This window comes from Streptomyces sp. NPDC001634 (genome assembly GCF_040298185.1).
Classification (GTDB): domain Bacteria; phylum Actinomycetota; class Actinomycetes; order Streptomycetales; family Streptomycetaceae; genus Streptomyces.
In genome coordinates, this window is the sequence record NZ_JBEOZU010000036.1 from 79,970 (window position 1) to 91,885 (window position 11,916).

Sequence of the window (11,916 nt, forward strand, 5' to 3'; positions counted from 1 at the left end):
GAGCATGGCGGACAACACGGCACCAGCCGGAAGTGAGAAACAACCACGGAGCGTACGGGTCGTCCTGCTTGCGCTCATGATCACGATGATGCTCGCGATGCTCGACAACATGATCGTGGGCACGGCGATGCCGACGATCGTGGGTGAGCTCGGCGGGCTCGAACACCTGTCGTGGGTGGTGACCGCGTACACACTCGCGACCGCCGCCTCCACCCCCTTGTGGGGCAAGCTCGGCGACATGTACGGGCGCAAGGGCGCCTTCATGAGCTCGATCGTGATCTTCCTGATCGGGTCGGCGCTCAGCGGCATGGCACAGAACATGGGCCAGCTCATCGGCTTCCGGGCCATTCAGGGCCTTGGCGCCGGTGGCCTCATGGTCGGGGTGATGGCCATCATCGGCGATCTGATCCCGCCGCGGGAGCGCGGCAAGTACCAGGGCATGATGGCCGGCGTCATGGCGCTCGCGATGATCGGCGGACCGCTGGTCGGCGGCACCATCACCGACCACTGGGGCTGGCGCTGGGCGTTCTACATCAACCTGCCGCTCGGCGTGGTCGCCCTGGCCGCCATCAGCGCCGTACTGCACCTGCCGAAGAAGCGGGCCCAGAGCCGTATCGACTACCTCGGGGCCGGGCTGCTCACCGTCGGCATCACCTCGATCGTGCTGGTCACCACCTGGGGCGGCACCCAGTACTCCTGGACCTCCGCGCGGATCATGGAGCTGATCGGGATCGGCGTCGCCGCGCTCGTCGGGTTCGTGTTCTGGCAGACCAAGGCCGTGGAGCCGATCGTGCCGCTGCACATCTTCCGCAGCCGCAACTTCTCGCTGATGTCGGGGATCGGGTTCATCACCGGGTTCGTGATGTTCGGTGCGACGCTGTTCCTGCCGCTGTACCAGCAGTCGGTGCAGGGTGCGTCCGCGACCAACTCCGGGCTGCTGCTTCTGCCGATGCTCGGTGCGATGCTCGTCGTCTCGATGATCGCGGGGCGGGTCACCACCAACAGCGGTAAGTACAAGGTCTTCCCGGTGGCCGGCAGTGCGCTGATGATCGTGGGCCTGTTCCTGCTGTCCCAGATGGACACCGGGACGAGCCGGTTCACCTCGGGTGTGTACATGGCCGTGCTGGGTGCCGGGATGGGCTGCCTGATGCAGATCACCATGCTGGTGGCCCAGAACAGCGTCGAGATGAAGGACATGGGTGTCGCCTCGTCGACCACGACCCTCGCCCGGACGCTCGGCTCCTCCTTCGGTGTCGCGATCATGGGCGCGCTGTTCAACAACCGGGTGCAGCACGTGATGGCCGAGCGGGCGGGTTCGCTCGGCTCGAAGATCACGGAGAAGTCCGCGCAGCTGGACGCGAAGAGCCTGGAGAAGCTGCCGGCTGCGGCACGGGAGGCGTACCAGTACGCGGTGTCGGCGGGTACGCACTCCGCGTTCCTGCTGGGTGCCGTGGTGGCCGTGGCGGCGCTGGCGGCAGCCGTGTTCGTCAAGGAGGTTCCGCTGCGGGGAGCGGGGCCGCAGAAGCAGGCCGGGGACGCGGCTGGGGACGCCGCGGATGCGCAGCCGGCGGTTGCAGAGGCCGTCTGACGCGCGATCCTCGGTCCGAAGGCCCCCGGCGTTGTCCGCCCCGGGGGCCTTTGCCTGTGTACGACGAAATTCAGCCTCTCCGGCGTTTGAGGAGCGGGGGTCCCGGTCCCCGCGACGGCGTGCGGGTGCCGCGGACGTGCCCCTGCCAGGGCCGCGGGGCGTTGTCGGTCCCGCGTGTCACCATCGACGGCGTGGACAAGATGCGGCAGCTCCGGCTGGCCAAGGACGCCATGGATCGGGACTGGGCCGACCCGGAGCTCGATCTCGGCGTCGTGGCCGCGCACGCGGGGTATTCGCGGTATCACTTCATCCGGGCCTTCAAGGCGGCGTACGGCGAGACCCCGGGCCAGTACCTGACGCATCGCCGTATCGAGCGGGCCGAAGACCTCCTCCGGACCGCCAACCTCTCCGTGACCGAGATCTGCCATCTCGTGGGGTTCAGCAGCGTCGGCACGTTCTCGGCGCGCTTCAAGGCCTGGACCGGGCTCACCCCCAGCGATTACCGCACCAAGCACGTGGGCCGCGGGGTCGCCCTCATCCCCGGTTGCTACGCGATGCTCTGGGCGGGCGGGTTCCGGCCCGGCGCCGAGCGGGAGCCGGAGAGCAATCCACAGAGCGATCCAGAGAGCAGTCCACGGAGCAATCCACAGAGCGATCCAGAGAGCAGTCCACGGAGCAATCCACAGAGCAATTCCGGAGAAGCGCGGTGACGTCGCCGGTGCCTACCGTGGCAGCGCAAGCAACACCCCGCACACCTGGGAGAACGCCATGATCAAGGGGCTCGCCATCACGACCGTCTGGGTCCTCGACCAGGACCGGGCCAAGGAGTTCTACACGCAGAAGCTCGGCCTCGAGGTCCGTACGGACATGACCATGGGGGAAGGCGGTATGCGCTGGCTCACCGTCGGCGCCCCGGACCAGCCCGACGTCGAGCTGACGCTCATGGTGCCCGGGCCGCCCGCCATGGACCCCGAGTCCGCCGAGATGATGAAGAAGCTCGTGGCCAAGGGTGCCCTCGGTGCCGGCGTGCTGGCCACCGACGACATCCACGGGGACTACAAGAAGCTCAAGGACCGCGGCGTGGAGTTCCTCCAGGAGCCGCAGGAGCGCCCGTACGGCATCGAGGCGCTCCTCCGAGACGACTCCGGCAACTGGTTCTCCTTCACCCAGCGGCGGGAGGGCGGCCTGGACCTCGACAAGGACTGGGCCTGACGTCAGCCTCCCGACAGCGGCATCATCGGGAAACTCCCCGTGCTCGTCGGCGCGTGCTCCGGCAGCCACAGCACCGCGACCGCACCCTCGGCCGGGATGTGCTCCGGCACCCCGGCCGGCCTGATGTTGCGGAATGTGAGCCGTGCGCCCAGCACCCGGGCCTGGCCCGCCGCGATGGTCAGGCCCAGGCCGTGACCGGCGCCCGAGCGGTCGGAGCGGCCCGTGCGGAAGCGCTGCGGGCCGTCCGAGAGCAGTTCCTCCGGGAAGCCGGGGCCGTGGTCGCGCACCCGGATCACCCGGCCCTCGACGGACACCTCGATCGGCGGCTTGCCGTGCCGTGCCGCGTTCGCCAGCAGATTGAACAGCACGCGCTCCAGACGGCGAGGGTCCGTGGTGACCCACGACTCGTGGATCACCCGGACCTCGATGTCGGCGTCCTTCGCCGCCACCCGCCGGGTGACGAACTCGCCGAGCATGATGTCCTGCAGTTCGGCCCGCTCGGAGGCGCCGTCCAGCCGGGCGACCTCCAGGACATCCTCCACCAGCGTGCGCATGGCCTTCGCCCGGTCCAGCACCAGTTCGGTGGGGCGGCCCGGCGGAAGGAGTTCCGCCGCCGTGAGCAGGCCCGTGACCGGGGTGCGCAGTTCGTGCGCGATGTCCGCCGTCACCCGCCGCTCCGCCTCCAGGCGCTGCTGCAGTGCGTCCGCCATCGCGTCGACCGCGCGTGCCAGGTCGTCGGTCTCGTCGCGTACGACGCCGCCGATCGCCTCCCGGACACGGACGTCGGTCTCGCCCTTGGCGACCCGGTTCGCCGCTGCCGCCGCCTTGCGCAGACGCCGCGACAGCTGCCCGCCGATCAGCACGCCGAGCGCCGAGCCGCCCAGGACGACCGCGATCGAGCCGATGATCAGCGCCTGGTCGAGGTCCTTCAGCACTTCCGTGCGGTCCGTGAAATGGGTGTGCAGGGACAGCACCCGGCCGTCCTTGAGCGGCAGGGCCGCCCAGATGTCCGGCATGCCGTGCGCGCCCTCGGACACATACGTGGCGCGCCGGCCCTCGGCGACCTTCTCCAGCAGTTCCCGGGGGATGGTGGGGTCGTCGACCTTGACCCCGAAGGTCTGGGTGCGCCCGGACTCGTACATCCGCTGGGCCACCTGGATGCGCTCGTCGGCGAGGTCGCGCGAGCTGTTGAGCATCGACACCTGTGCCGCGTTGTGCACCACGAGGCTCAGCGCGATCGCGACCATGGCGCCTACCAGGGCGATCGCCGCGCTGAGCTTCCATCTGAGACCCGTCCGTATGGCGTCGTCCGGGACCAGGCGTCCGAGGATCCCCCGCATACTCCTGCTCAGGCCTTCAACTTGTAGCCGAAGCCGCGGACCGTCTCGATCCGGTCCTGGCCGATCTTCGTGCGCAGCCGCTGCACATGGACGTCCACGACGCGGGTGTCACCGCCCCAGCCGTAGTCCCACACGCGCTCCAGCAGCTTGTCGCGGGACAGCACCGTGCCCGGCGCCGACGAGAACTCCAGCAGCAGCCGCATCTCGGTCGGTGTCAGCCCCACCGGCTGCCCGGACTTGCGTACTTCCATGCCCTCGGTGTCGACCTCGAGATCGCCGAAGGTGAGCACTCCGCCGTCCTCGGACGAGGTGTTCTCGGCGGCCCGGTCGGCGCCGCTCGCGTGGCCGAAGCGGCGCAGCACCGCGCGGATGCGCGCGACCAGCACGGCGCCGTCGAACGGCTTGGTCACATAGTCGTCGGCACCCGCCTCCAGGCCGAGCACGACGTCGATCGAGTCGGCGCGCGCGGACAGCATGATCACCGGCACGGTCGACTCGTCGCGGATGCGGCGGCACAGGCTGACGCCGTCCAGGCCGGGGACCATCACGTCCAGCAGGGCGATGTCCGGGCGGTCGGCGCGGAACGCCTCCAGGCCCGAGAGTCCGTCGGGCATGGCGGTGACCGCGAAGCCGTCCCGCTCCAGCGCGAGCTGGGTGGCCTCGCGAATGACGTCGTCGTCCTCGACGAACAGGACGTGGGTCTGGTCTGCCATCCGCTGCTCTCAGTTTTTGGTCGGGGCGGCCGTGCCGTTGTTGCCCACCGCGTTGCTGTATACGTTGCGCGTCCGGGACAGCTCGGTGAAGTGGTTCGCCGACCAGCTGAAGGTGATCACTTCCTCGCTGGAGGGGTACGACACCGGGTCGCCCTTCTCGTACATCTGTTGCGTCACCACCAGATCACCGCGGTCTATCTCCGCGTAGACCGGCGGCTCCTCGGTCTTGAACACATTCTGGTACCGGTGGTCCTTCAACTGGTACACGTACGACCCCACACCGACGGCATCATGGCAGGTCATCACGTTGACCACGATGTCGTTCGCGCTGCCGCCGGTCAGATTGCCGTAGGACACGTCGACCGGGTACTCGTCGGCCACGCACGGCTTCAGGTCGTCCTTGACCACCTTGGCGACCCGGGGATCGCCCTTCACCAGTTTCACCACGTCCAGCCGTGAGGGCTCCCCGGTGGTCGGTGAGACGGAGGGCGAGGCGGCACCCGCGACCAACGAGTTGCCGCCCGCCGGACCCTCGTCCCGCGCGCCCGTGCCGCCGGTGGCGCAGGCGGACAGGAAAAGGCCGACGGCGGCGATCGCGGCCACCGCCGCCACCGCCGCCTTGAGAGCTCCGCTGGGCCGTATGGCCCCCGTGCCTAGGCCGCGCAACGCTCCCGCTCCTCACGCTCGAGCGCGCGTGCGTCCAGGTCGCGGGCCTCCAGCTCCTCGCGGAGCCGGGCGAGCGCCCGGTGCAGCGTGCTCTTGACCGTTCCGGCCGACATGCCGAGGGCGGCGGCCGTCTCCTCCGTGGACATCTGCTCCCAGTGTCGCAGCACAACAACACTGCGCTGTTTCGGAGCGAGCACCTTCAGGACATCCATCAGCAGAGCGCGGTCGGCGTGCTGCTCGGTGGAGTCGTCGACGGACGCGTCCGGGAGCTGCTCGGTGGGGACCTCCTCCAGCTTGCGGGCCCGCCACCACTCGGTGCGCGTGTTGATCATCACGCGGCGCAGGTAGGCGTCGGCCAGACGCTTGTCCGCGATGCCCTCCCAGCGGCCGTACGTGCGCACCAGCGCCGTCTGCAGCAGGTCCTGGGCATCGGTCGGGTCCGGGACCAGCCGGCGGGCGCTGCGCAGCAGCGCGTCCTGCCGGGTGCGTACGTACTCTTCGAACTCGAGCACCTCGCCGTGCGCCATTGCAACCGCCTCCATCCCCGTTTCCGACCTGTCCTCCGACTGCGGTCCCACAGCCGGGTGCCGGTTTCAAAAAACCTTGGTGAGCTCGTGCGAGCGAGCTCGTGTGCCGCGGCCTTCCGCGGCACGCATATGAACCTACGGAGGGGTTGTCACGGACCTGTCCGAGGCAGCCTGCGGAGAGCGCTCGGCTGTCCGTCGGTTGTGTAACGGCCGTAGGAACGGGGTAAAGGGGGGCGGGAGTTGGGGTGGTTATAGGGTGATTTACTCTGCGGATGGGATGGGCTGACTGTGACAGGGCGAGCTGTCGGCTGTGAAACAGCTGAGCGACGGCTGTGCGCGGACCGCCCGGGCGCCATCGGTGATGGGGCGCTCGGGCGGTCCGTCGTGACGCTCGGACGGGGGTGGCGTCAGGTGAGCGGGAGGCGGTAGAGGCCGCCCGGGAGGGGTTCCACCAAGCCGTCGGAGACCAGGCCGTCCAGGGCGCGGGCGCGCTGCACCGGCTCGTCCCACACACGGTCGAGAACGGACTGCGGAACCGGGTTCACGGCCTCCCGCAGCACCGCCAGGAGCCGGCCGCGCACCTGGCGGTCGGTCCCCGCGTACGCCTGGCCGCGGCGCGCCGGGCCGTCGTGCTCCGGTTTCCCGGCCAGCCGCCAGGCGCACTGCGAGGCGATCGGGCAGCGGTGGCAGGTCTCGTTCTTCGCCGTGCAGACCAGCGCGCCCAGCTCCATGGAGGCGGCGGCCCAGCGGGACGCGGTGCGCTCGTCCTCGGGAAGCAGCGTGCGGGCGAGCTTGCGCTCGGCGGCGGTGGTCGCGTTGGGCGGGTACTGCACACCGGTGACCGCACGCGCCAGGACGCGGCGCACGTTGGTGTCGAGGACCGCGTGCCGCTGGCCGTACGCGAAGGACGCCACGGCCGCGGCCGTGTACTCGCCGATGCCGGGCAGGGCGAGCAGCTGGGCGTGATCGGTGGGTACGTCGCCGCCGTGCCGTTCCGTTATGGCGACGGCGGCGCCGTGCAGGCGCAGGGCGCGGCGCGGGTAGCCGAGGCGGCCCCAGGCGCGGACGGCCTCGCCGGGGGGTTCCTTGGCCAGGTCGGCGGGGCGCGGCCAGCGGGCGAGCCACTGTTCGTAGACGGGCAGGACGCGGCTGACCGGCGTCTGCTGCAGCATGAACTCACTGACCATCACGCCCCAGGCTCCGGCCTCCGGGCGCCGCCAGGGCAGATCGCGGGCGTGCTCGTCGAACCAGTCGATGACCGGGCCGTGCAACGCCCTGCCGGGGGCCTGGCCGGTGGGGGCATCGGTGGGGGTCAGGCCGGCGGTGGCGTCGGTCTGGGCGGGGGCGGGAGTGGGGGTGGTGGGTGCAGTCATGACGTCTTCGATCCTGCCATGCGAGGGGCGCCGGGGTGGGGGACCGGCTCGCGGTGTCGGGTGCGCGGGCCTTTCCGCCGGGATGGTCCGTCCCCCGGGCGCGGAGCGCCGTATGCGGCCCAGGCCGGCCCTGTGGGCGGGCCCCGCGCGGGATGATGATCCGGAAAAGTTGGGGCCAGGGCGGCGGGTGGGGCAAGGCGTGGCCTCGATCTCTCGTACAGTTTGCGCCGTGGGATCTCTGCGCAATCCGGTCGGGCCGCTTCCCTCCTCCATCTACTGGCGACGGAGGGCCGTACTGCTGTCCATGGTCGCCGTGCTGGCGCTGCTCATAGTGTGGGTGGTCACCTCCTCCGGCAGCAGTGGCGGGAAGAACAAGGCGGACGGCTCGAACGGGAACCGTCCCACGTCGTCGATCACGCCGGGTCCGTCCGGCACCGGTCCGGCGATCAGCCAACACCCGGGCGGGCGCGACGAGTCGAGCGGCGGGACCGGTTCGGGGTCGCCCGGGTCCTCGTCGGGGTCGGATGGCTCCGGTGGGTCGGGCAGCGGGTCCGGGGGGTCGGACGACGGGGCCAACGGCAGCGGCAGCGGCGGCTCCTCCGGTAATCAGCTTCCGGCCGGTGCCGGGTCCTCCCTGCCCAACTGCACGGCGAGTGCGGTGCAGTTGACGTTGCAGAGCGTCCACAACACCTATGCCCCCGGCGACACCCCCACGTTCGAGCTGATCGCCAAGAATTCGTCCGGCAGCGACTGCAAGGTCGATCTCGGGCCGAAGAGCGCCGTGTTGACGATCACTCAGACCGGCAGTGACGACAAGGTCTGGTCCTCGGCCGACTGCCCGAGCGGTTCGGGAAGCGTGCTGTTCCGCGTGCCCGCGAACGACCACGTCACCTACACGGTGAAGTGGGACCGCAAGCCGAGCGCCCCGAACTGCGCGACGCCCCCGGCGGGTTCCGCGTCGGCCGGCACGTACCTGGTGGAGGCGAAGGCGCCCGGCTTCGCGAAGGTCCAGACGTCGTTCGTGCTGTCGAAGGACTAGATCAGCCCAATTCGGCCGAGTCCAGGCAATCTCAGCCTGTCCGGCGATCGAGGACGAGGCCGTTCAGGCCGATGGGGGTCCGGGGGCGCAGCCCCCAGGTGCGGTCACACCGCACCGGGCGCCCAACCACGAGTGACTGCCCCGGCACCCGGCTCAGCCGTCGGCTAGACGTACCGCTCGAGGATCGACGACTCCGCCAGCCGCGACAGCCCCTCGCGCACGCTGCGGGCCCGGGCCTCGCCGACGCCGTCCACCGTCTGGAGGTCGTCCACGCTTGCCGCGAGCAGCTTCTGCAGGCCGCCGAAGTGTTCCACCAGGCGGTCGATGATGGCGCCGGGCAGCCGCGGGACCTTCGCCAGCAGACGGAAACCGCGCGGGGACACCGCGGAGTCCAGGGCCTCGGGGGAGCCGGTGTAGCCCAAGGCGCGGGCCACCGTGGCCAATTCCAGGAGCTCGGCGTGGCTCAGCGCGTCCAGCTCGGACAGCGCCTCCTCGACCGTACGGGAGCGCTTCGCGGTCGGCTCGGGCACGTAGTCACGCACCACCAGCTCCCGCTCGGGCTCCACTCCCGCGATCAACTCGTCCAGCTGGAGGGCGAGCAGACGGCCGTCCGTGCCCAGTTCGACCACGTATTCCGCGATTTCGGTGGCGATGCGGCGCACCATCTCCAGTCGCTGTGCAACCGCCGAGACATCGCGGACCGTCACCAGGTCCTCGATCTCAAGCGCTGACAACGTTCCCGCGACCTCGTCCAGGCGCAGCTTGTACCGCTCCAGGGTGGCCAGGGCCTGGTTGGCGCGGGACAGGATCGCCGCCGAGTCCTCCAGGACGCGCCGCTGGCCGTCGACGTACAGCGCGATCAGACGCATCGACTGGGAGACGGAGACCACGGGGTAGCCGACCTGCTTGCTCACCCGGTCCGCGGTGCGGTGGCGCGTGCCCGTCTCCTCGGTCGGGATCGTGGGGTCCGGGACGAACTGCACGCCGGCTCTCAGGATCTTCGACAGGTCCGAGGAGAGCACGAGGCCGCCGTCCAGCTTGCACAGCTCCCGAAGGCGCGTGGCCGTGAACTCGACGTCCAGGACGAAGCCGCCCGTGCACATGGCCTCGACGGTCTTGTCGGAGCCGAGCACGATGAGACCGCCGGTGTTGCCGCGGAGTACCCGCTCGAGGCCGTCACGCAGGGCCGTTCCGGGTGCCACGGCGCTCAGTGAGGCGCGCATCAGGCCATCGGCACCGGAACTCCCGCCGGACTTTCCGGGAGCTGCTGCCCGGTCGTTGGCTGCCACTGCACTCCTCCGGTCGCAGGTTCTTCAGGCGCTCCCGTGTCGCACACTCGGTTCGTACGGACGGGCGAGACCAGGGCAAAGTCTACCGGCGGTCCTCCTCGTCCCGTGGGGCCTCTCGGCGACGGGAGCGCGGAAGGACCCGCAGGGCGTCCCCCATGTCCGCCACTTCCAGCACCTTCATCCCGGGCGGGATCTTGCCCGGATCGGCCGGTACGAGCGCGTGCGTGAAGCCCAGACGGTGCGCCTCGGCAAGGCGGCGCTGCACCCCCGTGACCCGTCTGACCTCGCCCGCCAGGCCCACCTCGCCGATCGCCACCAGGTTCTTGGGCAGCGGGGTGTCGCTCGCGGCGCTCGCCAGTGCGAGCGCGATCGCCAGGTCGGCGGCCGGCTCGGAGAGCTTCACCCCGCCGACGGTCGCGGAGTAGATGTCCCTTTTGCCCAGGGCGGTGATACGGCCGCGCTGTTCCAGGACGGCGAGCATCATCGAGACACGGGAGGTCTCCAGGCCGGACGTCGTGCGGCGCGGGGAGGGGATCTGTGTGTCGACGGTCAGCGCCTGGACCTCCGCCACCAGGGGGCGGCGGCCCTCCAGGGTGACGGTCAGACAGGTGCCGGGGACCGGCTCGTCGCGGCGGGTCAGGAACAGGCCGCTGGGGTCCGCCAGGCCCGTGATGCCCTCGTCGTGCAGCTCGAAGCAGCCGACCTCGTCCGTCGCGCCGTAGCGGTTCTTGACTCCGCGCACGAGTCGCAGGCGCGCGTGCCGGTCGCCCTCGAAGTGCAGGACGACGTCCACCAGGTGTTCGAGCAGGCGCGGGCCCGCGATCGCGCCGTCCTTGGTGACATGGCCCACGAGGAGGGTGGCCATGCCGCGTTCCTTGGAGGCGCGGATGAGCGCCCCGGCGACCTCGCGCACCTGGGCCATGCCGCCGGGCGCGCCGTCGATCTCGGGGGAGGCGACGGTCTGCACGGAGTCGAGGATGAGGAGCGAGGGCTTCACCGCGTCCAAGTGGCCCAGAACGGCCGCGAGATCCGTCTCCGCCGCAAGGTAGAGGTGGTCGTCGATGGCCCGGATGCGGTCGGCCCGCAGACGCACCTGGCTCGCCGACTCCTCGCCCGTCACATAGAGCGTGCGGTGCTCGTCGCTCGCCGCCTTGGCCGCGACGTCCAGCAGCAGCGTGGACTTGCCGACGCCGGGTTCGCCGGCGAGCAGCACGACCGCGCCCGGCACGAGCCCGCCGCCGAGGACGCGGTCCAGCTCGGGCACACCGGTGGAACGGGCGGTGGCCTGCCGCCCGTCGACCTGGCCGATGGGCAGGGCGGAGCTGGTGACCCGCCCCGGTGCCGTCGTACGGACCGCGGGCGCGCCGTACTCCTCGATCGTCCCCCAGGCCTGGCACTCGGGGCAGCGGCCGAGCCACTTGGCCGTCTGCCAGCCGCACTCGGTGCAGCGGTAGGACGGGCGGTCCCTGGTGGTCTTCGTGCGGGCAGCCATGCACGAAACGGTAGCGGGGCCCACTGACAGCGGGGCACGCGCCTGCGGCGGCCGGGGAGTGCGCCCGGTGAGGCACGCGCCGGGCGCCCGCGCACTGGCGTCACCGCGGCCTTCCCCGCACTCCGGCCGCGCCCACCTGCGGCGACCCCGCCCGAGCCGCGGAATGCGCCGTTCCTGTCCCCTTATGAGGGATCGTTTCACCCGTACGGAGTAAAAGTGCTCAAGGGGGAAGAAGGTGCCACCCGTGGGCGCCTACGGTCGCACGGGTGATGAGCAGCAGGCCGGAGACCTCCAAGGACGCCAGCGGCGCACACCCGGCGCGGAGAGAAACGCGCAAGCGGGGGAGCGCGCCTCGCGGCGCGCACAACCGCACCTCGGCACAGCGCCTGCCCGCGCGCTACGACCCTTACCTCGACGGACTCTTCACGTACTGCCTTTCCGTGCTGTGCGACCACGACACGGCGACGGCAGCCCTGGGAGATGCCCTCGCACTCGCCGAGCGCCGCGGCACACGCGGCCCGGAGACCCCCGACGACCGCCGCGCCTGGCTGTACGCCCTCGCCCGCTGGTCCTGTCTGCGCCGGCTCGCCGAGGCCCGGCGCCGCCACCAGGCCGGCCATGCCGCCGGGCGCGACCGCGGCTCCCGCGTGCACGAGGAGGCCGCCGACCGGCGCGCC

Annotated in this window: 11 protein-coding genes and 1 pseudogene; 5 read left to right on the forward strand and 7 right to left on the reverse strand. The window is 70.9% G+C overall.

Features of this window, described 5'->3' with window-relative positions; translation table 11 throughout:
- Positions 1-4: 4 nt before the first annotated feature.
- From ABT186_RS24265 to ABT186_RS24275, 3 genes are all read left to right on the forward strand, one after another.
- Entirely contained in the window at positions 5-1,588 is a 1,584-nt protein-coding gene (locus tag ABT186_RS24265) for an MDR family MFS transporter (RefSeq protein WP_351926802.1), read from the forward strand.
- A 200-nt stretch (positions 1,589-1,788) separates the two neighbouring features.
- Positions 1,789-2,298: a helix-turn-helix transcriptional regulator gene (locus ABT186_RS24270; protein ID WP_351231343.1), complete on the forward strand. Its 510-nt coding sequence runs from the start codon at positions 1,789-1,791 to the stop codon at positions 2,296-2,298.
- 58 nt (positions 2,299-2,356) lie between these two features.
- On the forward strand, positions 2,357-2,800 hold the full coding sequence (locus tag ABT186_RS24275; protein ID WP_351231300.1) for a VOC family protein: 444 nt from the start codon (positions 2,357-2,359) through the stop codon (positions 2,798-2,800).
- 2 nt (positions 2,801-2,802) lie between these two features.
- Here the strand turns inward: ABT186_RS24275 and cseC are convergent, their stop codons facing one another.
- From cseC to ABT186_RS24300, 5 genes are all read right to left on the reverse strand, one after another.
- Positions 2,803-4,140 (reverse strand): two-component system sensor histidine kinase CseC, encoded by a 1,338-nt coding sequence (cseC, locus tag ABT186_RS24280; RefSeq protein WP_351231301.1) that lies wholly within the window; start codon positions 4,138-4,140, stop codon positions 2,803-2,805.
- Positions 4,141-4,148: 8 nt separating this feature from the next.
- Positions 4,149-4,853, reverse strand: coding sequence for a two-component system response regulator CseB (cseB, locus tag ABT186_RS24285; protein ID WP_351231303.1), 705 nt, complete (start codon positions 4,851-4,853; stop codon positions 4,149-4,151).
- Between the two features lie 9 nt (positions 4,854-4,862).
- Positions 4,863-5,519 carry a hypothetical protein gene (locus ABT186_RS24290; protein WP_351231305.1) on the reverse strand — a complete coding sequence of 219 codons (657 nt, stop codon included), beginning with the start codon at positions 5,517-5,519 and terminating at the stop codon, positions 4,863-4,865.
- On the reverse strand, positions 5,507-6,046 hold the full coding sequence (locus ABT186_RS24295; RefSeq protein ID WP_351231307.1) for a SigE family RNA polymerase sigma factor: 540 nt from the start codon (positions 6,044-6,046) through the stop codon (positions 5,507-5,509). Before ABT186_RS24295 ends, ABT186_RS24290 begins: the two co-directional genes overlap by 13 nt.
- A gap of 407 nt (positions 6,047-6,453) precedes the next feature.
- Positions 6,454-7,419: an HhH-GPD family protein gene (locus ABT186_RS24300; RefSeq protein WP_351231309.1), complete on the reverse strand. Its 966-nt coding sequence runs from the start codon at positions 7,417-7,419 to the stop codon at positions 6,454-6,456.
- A 229-nt stretch (positions 7,420-7,648) separates the two neighbouring features.
- Here ABT186_RS24300 and ABT186_RS24305 point away from each other — a divergent pair, with 229 nt between their 5' ends.
- The gene (locus tag ABT186_RS24305) at positions 7,649-8,458 is read left to right on the forward strand and encodes a hypothetical protein (RefSeq protein WP_351926804.1); all 810 of its coding nucleotides are present in this window, start codon (positions 7,649-7,651) and stop codon (positions 8,456-8,458) included.
- Positions 8,459-8,622: 164 nt separating this feature from the next.
- On the opposite strand, the gene disA is transcribed toward ABT186_RS24305, so the two are convergent.
- Together disA and radA are read right to left on the reverse strand one after the other, a co-directional pair.
- On the reverse strand, positions 8,623-9,747 hold the full coding sequence (gene disA / locus ABT186_RS24310) for a DNA integrity scanning diadenylate cyclase DisA (protein WP_351231312.1): 1,125 nt from the start codon (positions 9,745-9,747) through the stop codon (positions 8,623-8,625).
- A gap of 82 nt (positions 9,748-9,829) precedes the next feature.
- Entirely contained in the window at positions 9,830-11,239 is a 1,410-nt protein-coding gene (gene radA / locus ABT186_RS24315) for a DNA repair protein RadA (protein WP_351926806.1), read from the reverse strand.
- 266 nt (positions 11,240-11,505) lie between these two features.
- On the opposite strand from radA, the pseudogene ABT186_RS24320 reads away from it, so the two are divergent.
- A pseudogene (locus ABT186_RS24320) lies at positions 11,506-11,916 on the forward strand (hypothetical protein); the annotation flags it as partial.